Source organism: Rhizobium sp. FG96 (genome assembly GCF_057808655.1).
In genome coordinates this window covers 88,584-103,850 of record NZ_JBMDIL010000010.1, presented here as the reverse complement: position 1 = coordinate 103,850, position 15,267 = coordinate 88,584, and the positions used below count along the sequence as shown (strand labels likewise).

The 15,267-nt window shown below is 62.6% G+C and carries 14 protein-coding genes; 7 read left to right on the top strand and 7 right to left on the bottom strand.

All coding sequences use genetic code 11. The features are described from left to right. Positions 1–3: 3 nt before the first annotated feature. A complete protein-coding gene (locus ACODR6_RS20235) occupies positions 4–1,062 on the top strand; it encodes an ABC transporter ATP-binding protein (RefSeq protein WP_489023986.1) in 1,059 nt (352 codons plus the stop codon). 5 nt (positions 1,063–1,067) lie between these two features. Here the strand turns inward: ACODR6_RS20235 and ACODR6_RS20230 are convergent, their stop codons facing one another. Beyond that, a complete protein-coding gene (locus tag ACODR6_RS20230; RefSeq protein WP_489024212.1) occupies positions 1,068–2,042 on the bottom strand; it encodes a glycoside hydrolase family 25 protein in 975 nt (324 codons plus the stop codon). A 455-nt stretch (positions 2,043–2,497) separates the two neighbouring features. On the opposite strand from ACODR6_RS20230, the gene ACODR6_RS20225 reads away from it, so the two are divergent. Continuing rightward, the gene (locus ACODR6_RS20225) at positions 2,498–2,818 is read left to right on the top strand and encodes a hypothetical protein (protein ID WP_112712207.1); all 321 of its coding nucleotides are present in this window, start codon (positions 2,498–2,500) and stop codon (positions 2,816–2,818) included. A 4-nt stretch (positions 2,819–2,822) separates the two neighbouring features. Here the strand turns inward: ACODR6_RS20225 and ACODR6_RS20220 are convergent, their stop codons facing one another. Next, entirely contained in the window at positions 2,823–4,175 is a 1,353-nt protein-coding gene (locus ACODR6_RS20220; protein ID WP_489023983.1) for a sigma-54-dependent transcriptional regulator, read from the bottom strand. After that, positions 4,172–6,025, bottom strand: a complete 1,854-nt coding sequence (locus tag ACODR6_RS20215) for a sensor histidine kinase (RefSeq protein ID WP_489023981.1) — start codon at positions 6,023–6,025, stop codon at positions 4,172–4,174. Before ACODR6_RS20215 ends, ACODR6_RS20220 begins: the two co-directional genes overlap by 4 nt. 221 nt (positions 6,026–6,246) lie before the next feature. Here ACODR6_RS20215 and ACODR6_RS20210 point away from each other — a divergent pair, with 221 nt between their 5' ends. Beyond that, complete coding sequence (locus ACODR6_RS20210; protein ID WP_112712213.1) at positions 6,247–7,572, top strand: dicarboxylate/amino acid:cation symporter; 1,326 nt, start codon at positions 6,247–6,249, stop codon at positions 7,570–7,572. Between the two features lie 55 nt (positions 7,573–7,627). Here the strand turns inward: ACODR6_RS20210 and ACODR6_RS20205 are convergent, their stop codons facing one another. Continuing rightward, a complete protein-coding gene (locus ACODR6_RS20205) occupies positions 7,628–8,239 on the bottom strand; it encodes a TetR/AcrR family transcriptional regulator (protein ID WP_489023979.1) in 612 nt (203 codons plus the stop codon). Positions 8,240–8,323: 84 nt separating this feature from the next. Here ACODR6_RS20205 and ACODR6_RS20200 point away from each other — a divergent pair, with 84 nt between their 5' ends. Both ACODR6_RS20200 and ACODR6_RS20195 read left to right on the top strand, forming a co-directional pair. After that, positions 8,324–9,169: an SDR family NAD(P)-dependent oxidoreductase gene (locus ACODR6_RS20200; protein ID WP_489023977.1), complete on the top strand. Its 846-nt coding sequence runs from the start codon at positions 8,324–8,326 to the stop codon at positions 9,167–9,169. Positions 9,170–9,254: 85 nt separating this feature from the next. Further along, positions 9,255–9,887, top strand: coding sequence for a Rossmann-fold NAD(P)-binding domain-containing protein (locus tag ACODR6_RS20195; protein ID WP_489023975.1), 633 nt, complete (start codon positions 9,255–9,257; stop codon positions 9,885–9,887). Between the two features lie 6 nt (positions 9,888–9,893). Here ACODR6_RS20195 and ACODR6_RS20190 read toward each other — a convergent pair whose 3' ends face one another. The 3 genes from ACODR6_RS20190 to treZ all read right to left on the bottom strand — a co-directional run bounded on the left by ACODR6_RS20190 (position 9,894) and on the right by treZ (position 14,128). Continuing rightward, positions 9,894–10,721 carry an endonuclease/exonuclease/phosphatase family protein gene (locus ACODR6_RS20190; RefSeq protein WP_489023973.1) on the bottom strand — a complete coding sequence of 276 codons (828 nt, stop codon included), beginning with the start codon at positions 10,719–10,721 and terminating at the stop codon, positions 9,894–9,896. 90 nt (positions 10,722–10,811) lie between these two features. Further along, positions 10,812–12,275 (bottom strand): phospholipase D-like domain-containing protein, encoded by a 1,464-nt coding sequence (locus ACODR6_RS20185; RefSeq protein WP_489023971.1) that lies wholly within the window; start codon positions 12,273–12,275, stop codon positions 10,812–10,814. A 77-nt stretch (positions 12,276–12,352) separates the two neighbouring features. Then, positions 12,353–14,128: a malto-oligosyltrehalose trehalohydrolase gene (gene treZ / locus ACODR6_RS20180; RefSeq protein WP_489023970.1), complete on the bottom strand. Its 1,776-nt coding sequence runs from the start codon at positions 14,126–14,128 to the stop codon at positions 12,353–12,355. 281 nt (positions 14,129–14,409) lie between these two features. On the opposite strand from treZ, the gene ACODR6_RS20175 reads away from it, so the two are divergent. Both ACODR6_RS20175 and ACODR6_RS20170 read left to right on the top strand, forming a co-directional pair. Further along, positions 14,410–14,670 (top strand): DUF2934 domain-containing protein, encoded by a 261-nt coding sequence (locus ACODR6_RS20175; RefSeq protein ID WP_112712227.1) that lies wholly within the window; start codon positions 14,410–14,412, stop codon positions 14,668–14,670. Positions 14,671–15,002: 332 nt separating this feature from the next. Beyond that, positions 15,003–15,173: a hypothetical protein gene (locus ACODR6_RS20170; RefSeq protein WP_165402756.1), complete on the top strand. Its 171-nt coding sequence runs from the start codon at positions 15,003–15,005 to the stop codon at positions 15,171–15,173. Positions 15,174–15,267 lie beyond the last annotated feature (94 nt).

Below are 15,267 nucleotides of genomic sequence, written 5' to 3'. Positions count from 1 at the left end.
TTCATGGCAAGTGTAACGATCGACAAGGTCGCCAAGCGTTTCGGCAGCGCCGAGGTCATCCACGGCATCGACGCGGCGATCGGCGACGGCGAATTCGTCGTCCTGGTCGGGCCGTCGGGCTGCGGAAAGTCCACCCTTTTACGGATGATTGCCGGGCTGGAGGACATTTCCGGCGGCACGATCTCGATCGGCGGAAAGGTGGTCAACACCCTGCCGCCGAAGAGCCGCGACATCTCGATGGTCTTCCAGAACTATGCGCTCTACCCGCATATGACCGTCGAGGAAAACATGGCCTTCTCGCTGACGCTTGCCGGCGCCAGCAAGGCCGAGAAGCAGAAGAAGGTCCGCGAAGCCGCCGAGATTCTCGGTCTCGAAAGCCTGCTGCAGCGCAAGCCGAAGGCGCTTTCCGGCGGCCAGCGCCAGCGTGTCGCCATGGGCCGCTCGATCGTCCGCAATCCGCAGGTCTTCCTGTTCGACGAGCCGCTCTCCAATCTCGATGCGAAACTGCGCGTCCAGATGCGCGGCGAGATCAAGAGCTTGCACCGGCGCTTGGGAACGACGATGGTCTATGTGACGCATGACCAGGTCGAGGCGATGACCATGGCCGACCGTATCGTCGTCATGCAGGCCGGGCGCATCGAGCAGATCGGCACACCGCTGGAGCTTTACGACCGGCCGGCCAACGCCTTCGTCGCGCAGTTCATCGGCTCGCCCGCGATGAACCTGTTCCCGGCGACCGTATCCGCCGGACAGCTGGTGCTGCAGGGCGGGCGGGCTTCCGGCCTCGCCACGCCGGCCGGCGTGAAAGACGGCCAGAAGCTGCTCATCGGCAAGCGCCCGGAAGAAATCGCCCTCGGCCCGGAAGGGTCGCTCGAGGCCACCGTCGAGAATATTGAGCCGACCGGCTCCGAAACCTTCCTCGAGCTGAAGCTCGGCAGCCAGCTGGTCTCGGCGGTTCTGCGCGAGCGGCCTTGGTTCGAGGTCGGCAGCAGCCAGAAGCTGTCGCTATCGAAGGGTGCTATCCATGTCTTCGATGCCGATAGCGGCCAGCGGATCGGCTGACGGCGTCAGCGGCGCCCGTCGCCGGGGATCGCCGAGGTGATCAGCAGATCGGCGTCATATTGTTTGATATAGACGCCCGGAAGCTCGATCTTGGCGAGGATCAGCGGCGGATCCGGATCCTGCGGCGGCAACAGGCCGCCCTGGGCCCAGATCGCCTTCAGCTGGTCGCGCGGGACCGGGGCGAGATTGACGTCGATATCGGTCAGCGTTCCCGGCACGCGATAGGGACAGCGCCGCTTCGAGCAGTTCGCCGCCGAGGAGAACTGCCAGAGGAAATATTGCTGCCAGTTTCCCATCGGGAAGACGCCATCGACGCCGGGCTTGTAACGCGCATACCAGATCGGCAGCCGTGACAGGATGCGGTAGGTCTGCCGGTAGGCGGCGATATAGCGGGCGGTCACATGATTGGTGTAGAGGATCGGATAGCGGCCGGTCCGGGCGCGGATATGCCCCGCGAAGATCTGCGCATCGGCGAGCGACATATACTGCTCGCCATCGAGCCCTTCGAGGTCGAGCACCATCAGATCGTCAGGGCCGGGCTCGGCATAATCGAGGAAATGGTTTGCCTGGTCGATCGGATTGCCGGGCCGCGCCAGATGGTAGGCGCCCCATAGCAGCCCACTCTGCTTGGCGATGAATTTGCGCGTCTGGTAGAGCTCGCGGCTCACCGCATATTTGCGCCACATCGTCTTGCAATGGGCCGTCGTATCGCCGCGATGCTCACCGCTGCAATCGAACACTCCAGGCAGACCGTCCGATGCCTTGGAGATCACGCCGGCAATCCGCTTGTCGGTGAGCAGAGCCTGCCAGTCGATCGGGTTCATCTCATAGGCGTCGACGACAAGTGCCGCGTCGGGGCTGTTCCAGGGGGCCGGATCGCGGGCGCAGGCTCCGGAAGCGGCGAGCCAGAAGCAGGCCGCGATCAGATATGCAAACATCGATATATGCGACAGCCGCATCGATCGCCCTCTGCCTCGCATCATGTTTATATTAGCTGATTCTTGCGCGAAGCTGCGCAAGGCGTGGCGCATCAAGGCTGGCGGGTAGAACGCCTACCACTTTCGGCCAGATTGCCGATCGAGCCCCGCGCGAGCATATCCAACTGGCTATGGTGGGCAGGACAGATGACCGCCACCAAAGGCGGGGCCCGTTGAACCGGAATTCGGCGGGCCTCACTTCCTCAGCGCCCGAGCGCAACACGCGAATTGCGCACTGTCCATCCACCCGATCGCCCCCACATCCCGGCCCGCCACGAAAGTTGCGTCACGGCAGTGTCACGCGACAGCCCGAATGCTTTGTGGTTATGTCCCGGCGCCGAGGGGCTGTGGGGGGCCTCTCTCAATCCGAAAATCCGATGACGGGCTCGCCTTCGTATCGCGTGGCGGGCTCAAGACTTTTTTGTCGTGGCAGGGCAGTGCAGCGTGAGGAGGCACATATGTCCAGTACCAACGCCTTCATTACGGAACTGATCCGGGCTGCAAACCAGATCGACAGATTGAGCCATACCGATGCCCGGGGACTGATCCTCAGGGCCGTCACGATGATCCGCGACATGCGCACGCGGGTCGGCATGCCCAACAACAGCAGCTATGATACCGTGTTCGATCTCCTGAAGATCGCGTCATCGCCGGAGCGGCACCAGCTTTCGGAACTCGCCCGGGCACTGCTGATGGCGGCAGACATGCTGCGTACCCTCTATCTCGTGGTGGACAGCAGCCCCGAGATCACCGTGGCCGGGATCACGCAATCCCGGTGATGCCTCAGCGTTTATCTGCATAGTCGCTGCGGACGATGCCGTGGCGCTGCAGCTTGTCGTAGAAGGTCTTGCGGGGAATGCCGAGCGCCGCAATCGTCTGCTGCACATTGCCGCCGAAGGAGGTCAGCGTCTCCCGGATGATGCCGGCCTCGTAGCGGTCCAGCCGCTCCGGGAGCGGCATCTCCGCGCCCGCAGCCGGTTCGATCTCCGCCATCGGTTCCGGCGGCTGCATGCCGAGCACCGCGCGTTCGGCAAAATGGGAGAGTTCGCGGACATTACCCGGCCAGTCATGTTCCTTCAGATGCCGGGCAATGGCGGGTGTCAGCGATGGAATATCGCGCTCGAAGCGGCGGGCGGCGCGTTCGGCGAAATAGGTGAAGAGCAGCGGGATGTCGTCGCGCCGTTCGCGGAGCGGCGGGATCGCCAGCGTCACGACATTCAGCCGGTAATAGAGATCCTCGCGAAAGCTCTGGCGCTGCGAGGGATCGCCGAGATCCACCTTGGCGGCGGCGACGACACGCAGGTCGACCGGGCGGACCTCATTGGTGCCGAGCGGCGTCACCTGCCGCATCTCCAAGACGCGCAGCATCTGCACCTGTGTCGAAAGCGGCATGCTCTCGATCTCGTCGAGAAACAGCGTGCCGCCGCTCGAATGCTCGATGCGCCCGACGCGCTTCTTCTGCGCGCCGGTAAAGGCGCCCGGCTCATGGCCGAAGAGCTCGCTTTCGATGATCTGCTCCGGCAGCGCGCCGCAGTTCAGCGCCACGAAATTGCCCTTGGCGCGGCGGCTCCAGCCATGCAGCAGGCTCGCGACCACTTCCTTGCCGCTTCCGGTCTCGCCGGTGACGAGCACGTCGACATCGGTGTCGGCGATCTGCCGCAGCATATGGCGCAACCGTTCCATGACAGGCGTCTGGCCAATCAGCGGCATGCCCTGCTCCGCTTGCTGCGCAGCCTCGCGAAGGCTGCGATTTTCGATAACGAGCGCCCGCTTCTCAGCCGCCCGGCGCACGCATTGCACCAGCCGTTCCGTCGCGAAGGGCTTGGCGATGAAATCATAGACGCCGTCCTGGATCGCCTTGACGGCCATCGGGATATCGCCGTGGCCAGTCATTAGGATAACCGGCAGTTCGTGATCCATCTGCCGGATGCGCTGGAACAGCTGCAAGCCGTCGAGGCCGGGCATCCTGATATCGGAGACGACCACGCCAGCGAAATTCCGCTCGATCCTGCCGAGCGCCTCGGCGGCCGACGAAAAACGGCTGACCTCGAAGCCCGCAAGTTCCAGCGTCTGGCCGGTCGCGCGCAGCAGATCCTTGTCGTCGTCGATCAGGAAGACCGGAGTTGCGCTGCTCATGTCGAAGCCTTCTTGAGATGGACGATGAAGCGTGTACCGGCCGGGCCGCTCTCGACCTCGATACTGCCGCCGTAATCCGAAACGATATCCTTGGAGATGACGAGGCCGAGGCCGAGACCCTTTTCTTTGGAGGAGTTGAAGGGTTCGAACAGCACCTCGAGAATATCGGAAGCAATCCCCGGTCCGTTATCGGTAACCGCTATGGCGACATCCTCGCCGGCGGCGGTCACGGCGACATCCACGCGTCCGCCATCCTGCGCCTCCACGGCTTCCAGCGCATTCTGGAAGAGGTTGATGAAGACCTGTTCCAGCCGCAGCCGGTTGCCCATCACCTTCAGACCTTCGGCGACGGTGGCGACGGCGAGCATATCCAGCCTGCCGGTGAAGCGGCTGCGGAGCAGCATCAAGGCACCCTCGATCACCTCACCGACAGCGACCGGCTCGGCCACCGCCCTGCCCCGCCGCGCGAGCGCCTTCAGATCCTCGGTGATTGTGCCGATCCGCTCGGTGAGGCCGGCGATGAGCTCAAGATTTTCAATTACCGGCGCCACCTGCTGGCGTTCCAGATAGACCTTCGAATTGTCCGCATAGGCGCGGATCGTCGCGACCGGCTGGTTGATCTCATGGGCCACACCGGCGGCGACCTGGCCGAGAATGGCAAGCCGGTTGGCCTGGACGAGATCCTGCTGCACGGACTGCAGACGCGCATCGGTCTCGCGATGCCTTACGATTTCGGCCTGAAGATTGTCGCGGGTCTCGCTGAGATCGCGCGTCCGCTCAGCAACCCGCCGCTCCAACTCCTCGCGTGCCGCCTCCTGGCGAACGATGGTCAACAATGCCGCCTCGCGGCGGCGCAGCCAGATGGCCGCGATGGCGATAGCCGTCAGCAGCAGCAGCGCCGCGACCAGCAGAGCCTCGCGGATGGCCGCGGCCACCGGAATTTCGACCGGCAACAGGTACTCGAAAGTCCAGTTCGTCGAGGGCACCGGCGTCATGATCTTGAGATAGGTGGCGGCGCGGCCGCCGGGAAGAATGGCGCGGATCAGCCCGGCATCGGCGCCGAACGCCTTCTCGGGCTGAAACGGCAGCGGCAGGAGCGGCGCATCGCCGAACTGCAGGCTTTCGCGGATCGCCGCGAGGCCATCGGGCGACAGCGCTTCCGTCGTCATGAACCGCCAGGAAGGGATGCTGGTGATCAGCACGACATTGTGGTTGTCGACGACGAAGGCGGGGCGTTGCGTATCGCTCCAGTCGCTCTCCAGCTGGTCGAATTCCATCTTGACGACGACGACGCCGAGCGGCGCGGAGGCCAGCCCGATCCGGTGCGAAATGTAGAGGCCGGGACGCTTGCTGACCGAGCCGAGTGCAAAATGCTCGGCCATGCCCTCGCGCATGCCGCGGGTGAAATAGTTGCGGAACGTGTAGTCGTTGCCGACGAAACTGGTCGCCTCGTGCCAGTTGCTCGCCGACACCGCGATGCCGTCGGCGCCGACGACATAGATCACCGCGGCGTTGGTGCCGTTGACCAGATCCTCGAGCTTGCGGCTCAGCGCATCCTTCTTCTCCGGCCCCGGCGTTGTCAGCGCATCCTCGACATCGCGGTCGCGCGACAGGAGCAGGGGCAGCGCCCGGGGCCGCTCCAGCACAGCCTGCAGCAGCGCCACTTTCAGGTTGGCATCGGTGCGCCCCTGCTGCTCCAGCGCGGCGAGCGCGGCCGAACGGCCGTAGATCGCGGCGGCAGTCAGCGCGGCTGCCGCGATCAAGGCCGAGATCAGCGCGAAGGCAATCCACGTCCGGCGAATGCTGAGCCGCAAGCGCGCTTCTTCAGTCCGTGGAAGAGCAAGAGACATCGCAGATATTGAGCATAAATCCGCACTTTCTTCAAATCAAATCGTGCGGAATTACGCACAACGTCTAGCCGCGCGTTATATGGCCAGACAGACAACGTAACAAAAACATGACGTTACCTGTCAGAATCGAGTTTGGCACGCCGATTGCTGTTCCCATAGCGATGAAACGCAATTCGCCCGGGAGAGCCAGGATCCCTTGGTTGGGCGACATGGAGGATAACATGGACATTGCACACCAGGACACGCAGCCGCGTGCACCACTGCCGTTCTACCGGCATCTCTACGTACAGGTCATCGCCGCCATCGTGGCCGGCATCCTGCTCGGACATTTCTATCCCGATACCGGCACCGCGCTGAAGCCGCTCGGCGACGCCTTTATCAAGCTCGTGAAGATGATCATCGCACCTGTCATCTTCCTGACCGTCGCCACCGGCATTGCCGGCATGTCGGATCTGAAGAAGGTCGGCCGCGTCGCCGGCAAGGCGATGATCTACTTCCTCGTGTTCTCGACGCTGGCCCTTGCCGTCGGCATGCTGATCGCCAACGTTCTGCAGCCGGGCGCCGGCATGCATATCTCGGCCGCTTCGCTCGACGCCAACGCCGTCTCCAGCTACGCCAGCAAGGCGCATGACGCGACGATCACCGGCTTCCTGATGAACATCATTCCTGACACGATCGTCGGCGCCTTCGCGCAGGGCGATATCCTGCAGGTACTGTTCTTCTCGGTGCTCTTCGGCATCGCGCTCGGCATGGTCGGCGACCGAGGCAAGCCGGTGCTCGATTTCCTCAACGCCCTGACCGCCCCGATCTTCCGCCTCGTCGCCATCCTGATGAAGGCCGCCCCAATCGGCGCATTCGGCGCCATGGCCTTCACCATCGGTAAATACGGTATCGGCTCGATCGCCAATCTCGCATTCCTGATCGGCACCTTCTACGTGACGTCGCTGCTCTTCGTCATCGTCGTGCTCGGCGCCGTCGCCAAGTATAACGGCTTCTCGATCTTCGCGCTGATCCGCTACATCAAGGAAGAGCTGCTGCTGGTTCTCGGCACCTCCTCGTCGGAAGCTGCCCTTCCCGGCCTGATGCAGAAGATGGAACGCGCCGGCTGCAAGCGCTCGGTCGTCGGTCTCGTCATCCCGACCGGCTACTCGTTCAATCTCGACGGCACCAACATCTACATGACGCTGGCCGCCCTCTTCATCGCCCAGGCAACGGATACGCCGCTAAGCTTCGGTGACCAGATCCTGCTGCTGCTCGTGGCGATGCTGAGCTCCAAGGGTGCTGCAGGCATCACCGGCGCCGGCTTCATCACGCTCGCCGCCACGCTCTCCGTCGTTCCCTCGGTTCCGGTTGCCGGCATGGCACTGATCCTCGGCATCGACCGCTTCATGTCGGAATGCCGCGCGCTCACCAACTTCGTCGGCAATGCCGTTGCCACGATCGTCGTCGCCCGCTGGGAAAACGAACTGGACACGAAGATGCTCGCCAGCGCCCTTTCCGGCCAGATACCCGAAGAGCAAGTTCCTGCCCTGCAGGCGGCCGAATAGTTCCTCGCGGTCTCCGGAAGGCCCGCCGCTTGCGGCGGGCCTTTTTCGTTCCGGCCTATGCCGTCGTCAGGCCAGGCTGGCGCTGAAGGAGATCGAAGCCCTCATCGATGTAATGCGTAAGCGGATGCGCTCCGTTTGCCTGCCGCCAGTTCTCCTTGGCGAAGCGGAGGGTTCCCATGGCGATGATCGCCGCCAGCCGCAGGCTCGGCCGCTTGGCGCCGTCCGGCCATAGCTCGCACATCGCCTCTGCCAGCACATCTTCCATCTGAATGTGCAGCGCATCCTTGCGGAGCCGCAGTGTCTCCGTCGATCGCAGAATCCGGTCGGCGAGAATGGATTCCTTGCTTTCATATCGCGAAGCCAGAATGAGAAAGGTCTTGCGGGCAGCCTCAAGCGGCGGCTGATCCGGCGACTGCGCCAGAAATGTAGGCCGCAGCATGTCAGGGATATCGCCGCTTTCGTGGGCGAGAAGAACGTCCTCTTTCGACTTCAAATACGAGAAGAAGGTCCGGCGCGATATTCCCGACGCCGCGGCGATGGCATCCAGCGTCGTGGCCTCGTAGCCGTTTTCCATAAACAGTTTCAGGCCGGTCTTGGCGATGCGGTCGAGTGTCGATCTGCGTTTGCGCTCGCGCAAGCCGGTGGGGGCGGTGTCAGCGGTTTCCATGGCGACGACTCTTACCGCAAAAAAGGCGCTTGCCAAACTTGCACTCAGTGCGATATTTATTTTGCACTCAGTGCAATTATTTCAATGGAGAACAGCAATATGACATCGCCCAAAGTTTGGTTCATCACCGGCGCGGCCCGGGGATTCGGACGTGTCTGGACCGAGGCCGCACTGCGGCGCGGTGACAAGGTCGCCGCCACCGCACGCGACACCACGTCGCTCAGCGATGTGGTGGCCACCTATGGTGACGCGGTCCTCATCCTGCCGCTCGATGTCACAGATCGCAGTGCTGTCTTCGACGCGGTCGGCAAGGCGCATAGCCACTTCGGACGCCTCGACGTGGTGGTCAGCAATGCAGGCTATGGCTATTTTGGCGCCATCGAAGAGATCGAACCCGAACAGGCCAGAGCCAATTTCGACACGAACTTCTTCGGCACGCTCTGGCTGATGCAGGCCGTCTTGCCGATCCTGCGCGCGCGAGCCAGCGGTCACATAATAACGGTATCGAGCATCGGCGGCGTGATCGGCTTCCCGACGGGCGGGACCTATACGGCGACCAAATTTGCGATCGAGGCCATGACGGAAGGTCTGGCTGCGGAAGTCGCGACATTCGGCATCAAGGTCACGATCCTTGAACCCGGCCACTTCACGACGGGCTTCGGCTCATCGGCCCGCTCTGCGCCGTCCATCGAGGTCTATAATCCGATCCGTCAAGCCATTCGCGCCTCGTTCAAGCCTGAGGATTTTGGCGACCCGGAAGCCACCAGCGCGGCGCTCTTCCAGGCGGTCGATGCCGATCAACCACCGCTGCGCCTGGCGCTCGGCACAGGAACGATCACGAAGTTCAGATCGGTCTACGAGGCGCGGCTGACAAACTGGGCTCAGTGGGAAACCGTCACCAATGCTGCTCAGGGCCGCCCTGGCGCCTAGATTGCATGCGCCCCGGCGATCACTTGACGGCTTCCGGAGCGTGGCGTTCTCTGCGGATCGTTATCTCAAGTTGTGAGAATTGAAAATGAAGCTGCTATTGCTTGGCGCGACGGGACTTGTCGGCAACAAGGCATTGGAATTGGCGCTTGCCCACACCGCGATCTCGGAAGTCATAGCGCCGACAAGGACGCCGCTCCCGGCCTGCGACCGGTTGTTGAACCCCGTCGCACCGCGTCTTGAGGAACTTGTCCCCATCTCCATCTCCCACCAGCCGGACGCGATCCTGTGCGCTCTCGGCACGACGCAAGCCAAGGCCGGTTCGAAGGAGGCGTTTCGCTACGTTGACCACGACCTGCCGATTGCTTTCGGCAAGGCCGCATTTGACGCCGGTATCAAGACCTATGCCCTCGTGTCCGCCATGGGGGCTTCCGCGACATCCATCAACTTCTACACGCGGACGAAAGGCGAGGTTGAGCGGGACATCCAGAAGATCGGATTTCAATCCCTGACGATCTGCAGGCCGAGCCTGATCGGCGGCGAGCGGAAAGAGACGCGGCGCGCGGAAAGAACGGCGCTGGCATTGGTCCGTCTTCTGGCGCCGGTTCTGCCGAAGAAATTCCATCTCAATCCTGCAGAGGCGATTGCCGCTGCCGCGCTCGATGCGGTCATCGCCGCAAAGCCCGGCAGCCACTTCATTTACGCCGAGCAAATGCGATGACGGAGCCTATGACGCCGTCAGCGTCTCGACGCGCTTAAGGTTGACAACCGCCTTGATCGGCAGGTGGTCGGAGGCGACGCGGGAGAGCGGCGTGTCATGGGCCTCGACCGTCGTCAGCACGCCCTTGCGGTTTGCCATGATACGGTCGAGCGCCAGGACCGGCAGCCGTGCCGGAAAGCTCGGCACGGCAGGCGGCTGCGGCCCGAAGGCGGACTGAAAGGTGTTGAGCGACGAGCGGTCGCCGAGCCGCCATTCGTTGAGATCGCCGAGCAGGATGGTCGGCATCTCGTGGCGGTCGTTCATCAGTTCGACCAGCATCTGCGCCTGGCGCGCGCGCGAATGGCGCAGCAGGCCGAAATGGGCGGCGATGATGCGCAAGGCGCCGCCGCGTTCGAGTTCGATTTCGGCAACAAGGGCTCCGCGCGGCTCCAGTCCCGGCAGAACGATCTGGTGAACGTCGCGGACAAGCCCCTTCTTGAACAGCACAACATTGCCGTGCCAGCCATGCGCCTTCGCCATGCCGGAGACCGGCACCGGGATCAGCCCGGTCTCGCGCTCCAGGCGGGAGAGATCGAGAATGCCTGTCCGCTCCCCGAAACGGGTGTCGGCCTCCTGCAGGGCAATGACATCGGCATCGATCTCGTGGATGACGCGGCTCGTACGCTCAGGATCGAAGCGGCGGTCGACGCCGACGCATTTATGGACATTGTAGGAGGCAATCAGCGTGCCCTCGGCGCGGGGACGCGCCTCCGCAAGCGCAGCGTCCAGCCGCTTCTTCCTGTTGCGGATCGAAGCGAGGATATTGGCGGGGAGGCTGTCTTTTCTGGCATGCATCGGAGTGGGCATGGCTCCGTTGATCGAAAGTGGCTCTGGAAGGGATTATAGGCAGCACGTCGCGGGCGGCCATAGCTTGGATCAAGAAAATCAGAGATAGGGCGAACCGAGCCACAGCACCTTTTCGACCAGCCGCACATAGAAAGGTCTCGACCGCAGCCCCTCGAGCGTGACGGGCGTTGCCGTGCGCAGGAGTTCCTCGACATGCTCGTCGATTTCGGCGGCAAAGCCTTCGTTGAAGACTTCGAGGTCGATCTCGAAATTCAGCCGCAGCGATCGTGGATCGATATTCGACGAACCGACATAGGCCCAGGCGCCATCCACCGTCAGCAGCTTCGAATGGCTGAAGCTGCCAGTCGCCCGCCAAATGCGGCAGTAATTCTTGAGGATCTGGTCGAACTGCGCCGTCATGGCGCGATCGACCAGCATCAGATTGTTGACGGCGGGAACGACGATATCGACCTCGACGCCGCGACGTGCTGCCGTGACCAGTGCGCTGATCAGCTCCCGATCCGGCAGGAAATAGGGCGACATGATGCGGATCGACTTGCGCGCCACGGAGAAGGCGCCCATCAGCATCTTGTGATTGGTTTCGACGCTGCGGTCAGGACCGGAGGCGACGACGCGCATGAAAACGGGATCGCCGGGTTCGCGCTCTGGTGTCTCGATCCGCCAGGGTTCTCCGTTCAGGAGTTCGCCCGTCGCAAAGCGCCAGTCTTCGGCGGCCACGTCGAAGAGATCGGCGACGGCGGGGCCGGTCACCGCGAAATGCGTGTCGCGGGCATAGCCCTCGCCCGATATCTCCTCGCTGAACCCCTCTCGGATGTTCATGCCGCCAGTCAGCGCCATCCGGCCGTCGACGATGACGATCTTGCGGTGGGTGCGCAGATTGGCATAGGGCAGCCGGAGGCCCATGATGACATTGCCGTTGAAGACCGAGACGGTGACGCCGCCCTCCGAGAGATAGCCGAGAATGCTCGGCACCGAATAGCGCGCGCCAACAGCATCGATGAGGACCCGAACCTCGACGCCGCGCTTGACGGCCGCAATCAGCGCATCGGCGATCCTGAGGCCGATCTTGTCGCGATCGAAGATGTAGGTTTCCAGAAGCACGCTGCGCGCCGCGCCATCGATCGCGGTCTTCATGGCGCGATAGGCATCGTCGCCACTCTCCAGCATGTCGATCGTATTGCCCGTGGTCAGCGGATTGCGCGCGACGCGATCGCCGAGCGTCTGCAGCGCCGCAAAGCGGTAGCCGAATCCGCCGATAACGGTCTCGGCGTCGGCATCGAAAGTCTCGAGTTCATCGAGTTCATCCTCAGGCAGCAGCGCGTCGCGCCGCAGGCTGAGCGACTTACGGCGAATGCGGTTCACACCCGCGATCGCATAAAGCACGGCGCCGACGATTGGCGACAGGATGATGACGCCGACCCAGCCGATCGCGGCGCGCACCTCTTCCTTGGTCATGGCAGCATGAATCGCCGCCGCTGCTCCCATGGCGATCGATATGACGAAGAGAATATGCGGCCAGTAAGTCGATATGAGATAGAACATCGGCTCGAAATATAGACGTAAAGTGGCGGCGTTCAATTCGCCGCCCTTCGCGTTCTGCGCGAATTTTTCATTAGAGATCAGGCGATGGCAAAAACAACCGTGTTCGGCGCATAGAGCCTGCTCTCCGGCGGCGCGCCATAAATCGGCCGGCCGCTTGCGGCGGGGAGCGTCAACGGCTCTGCCGAAAGGTTGGCGCGCAGCTGCAGCACCGCACCCTCCATATGCCAATCGATCGCCAGCCCACCGTCAGCGGCCTCCAGTGCCTTGGCATGCATCCGGCCAGTCTCCTTGATCAGCGGAACGATATGCAGCTGGCGAAGACGGGCAAGCTCGCGCACGAGATCTCTCCGGCGCCGGCCTTCCGGGCTTTCGGCGCGCTGCCATTGCAGCTTCGAGCCGTCGAAGGTCGATTGGGCATTCGGATCCGGCAGCTCATCCTTCGAGCGGCCGTCCTTCAACCCGCCAAAACCTTCCGCCTCGGCCATGCGACCCTTGCGGACGATCTCGCCGAGTTCGCCCGTATAGTCGCAGAAGAAATAGAAGGGCTGGCTCTCGCCATAGTCCTCGCCCATGAACAGGAAGGGGATCTGCGGCGACAGCATCATAATGGCGGTCAACGCTTCGACCGTCTCTTGCGGGGCGAGGCTGGCGAGACGCTCGCCGAAGGCGCGGTTGCCGATCTGGTCGTGGTTCTGCAGGAAGTTGATGAAGGCTTCCGGCGGCAGGTAGACGCGCTCGCCGTCAGGCAGCACAGGCGGATCGGCACGGTCCGGATAGACAAAGCCGTGCTGCAGGGCGAGCCGGGTCTTCTGCCAGAGCTCTCCGGCAAAGGCGGTGTAGTGACCATCAGCCTCGCCGGTCGCGATGATGTGGGCGACGTGATGGAAGTCGTCGTTCCACTCGGCGGTGAAGGCCTTGACGCCGCCGCGGGTGTCGCGTTCGAGAAGGCTCACCAGGTTCCGCTGGTCCTCGACGACCAGGTGCACCTTGCGATCGGCAAAGGCAGCCCGCACTTCCTGCGCCAGTTCGTCGAGAACATGGCGTGCGGACGTGTCGTGGATCTGCTCGACGGCGTCGAGTCTCAGGCCATCCAGCCGGAAATCGCCGATCCAGTAGAGCGCATTGTCGATGAAATAGCGGCGCACCGCCGGTTGGCTGAAATCGATGGCATCGCCCCAGGGCGTCGCCCGGTCGGTGCGGAAGAACTCCGGCGCGTAGCCGTGGAGATAATTTCCCTCCGGCCCGAAGTGATTATAGACGACATCGAGCAGCACCATGATGCCCTCGGCATGCGCGGCATCGATGAAGGCGCGGAACTCATCCGGCGTGCCATAGGCGGGATGCGGCGCATAATGCAGCACGCCGTCATAGCCCCAGCCGCGTCGGCCCGCAAATTGTGCCACCGGCATGATCTCGATTGCGGCAATCCCTGCCGCCGCGAGATCGGCGAGTTGTTCGGCAGCACCGGCGAAAGTGCCTGCTTGCGTGAAGGTGCCGATATGGATTTCGCTGATGACGGCCTCTTCCCAGTCGCGGCCCGTCCAGCTGTCGGTGCGCCAGCGGTAGTCGGAGGAAGCGATAAGCGATGGGCCGTGGACGTCGCCCTTTTGGCGGCGGGCGGCTGGGTCGGGTACTGCGCGGCCATCCCCGGTGACGAAGGCATAGGCGTCGCCCGCTCTCGCGTCGGCGATCGAGGCCTCGAACCAGCCATCCTCGAAACGCACCATCGGCGTATCACGGCCATTGAGGCGCAGCGAGACCTCGGCCTCTCCCGGCGCCCACAGACGAAAGCGCATGCCGCCATCGATTGCTTGCGGCCCCCAGGCCATCCTGCGCTTTTCCGTCGTCTGCATGCCTACCCCGCTTGATCCGATGCGACGGGTCTTGAACTGCCGGGAGCGGCCGCTTGTTCCCTGCGGCGTTTGCGTTTCTGCGCGGGACGCGCGAACGCCGTTTTATTGGGCAGAAAAGTACAAACCACTGAATATCAAAGAGGCTTCACTGCCCATTTATGCTGCAGCGCAAACAATGTTTTGCAGTGTGTCAAAATTCTTCTTGAAACTGCATGATTCCTCTGGAACCATCCCACCTAGTCTAGCGTTTGACTGCGGCATGTTGTGACGGGAGATCAGCGATGGCAGAAACTCGCGAAGAGTGGATCAAGAAGCGTGCATATGCTCTCTGGGAAGAAGAGGGCCATCCGACGGGGCGTGATTCAATTCATTGGGAGCAGGCAAGGAAAGAGCGTGAGACGCTCGAAACCTCTGCGGCCTCCAAGGACGGCACCGAAGTAAAGACCAAGGCAAAGCGGACCGCTACGACCGGCACCAAGACCAATGGCGCCGTCAAAGCTGCAGCCGCTCCGAAGAAGACGGCAAGCCGCAAGTCTGCCTGAAGGCAGACGAAGCAGCGTGCCAGTCGGCAACGCGCAGACGCGATGAAAACCGCGTCCGCTGTTTCATGTCATATATCTGAATTACTTGCGTTTTATGGTGTGATTCACGGGCGGTTCGCGCCCCGGGGGATAATTCCAGGAAGATGGCGTCAACAGCTGGGCAACTTCAAAAAATTGCCGTGAAATGGCCACGAATGGCGGAACCAAAGACCGCCTCGAATGTTTATGGCGAGAATGGGAGAACCGCTATGAACAAAGGCTATTTCGACGTAATCCTCGTGTCCCTGATTGTAGCCAGCTGCTACATGTTCGTCGTTCCGGTGTGAGGGGAAATGCTGGTCCTGACGATCGCCGCTCTCGCCTATCTGATCCTGGCTCTCGGGCTGGTGCTTGCGATCGACAACATGGTCGGTTTCGTCTTTCCTGAACGCCGCACTACATCGGGCCGCTTCTTCGATATCGCCAAGGCGATCGCTGCGGCGCAGCGCTTCAATCGCAAGTAAAATTCTTCCACCCGGCAGTTATTCGCCTCAGCGAATACGCGCGTGTTAAGCTTATTTTCCGCAAGCCCTTTCCCTATACGTGCGACCCTCTATT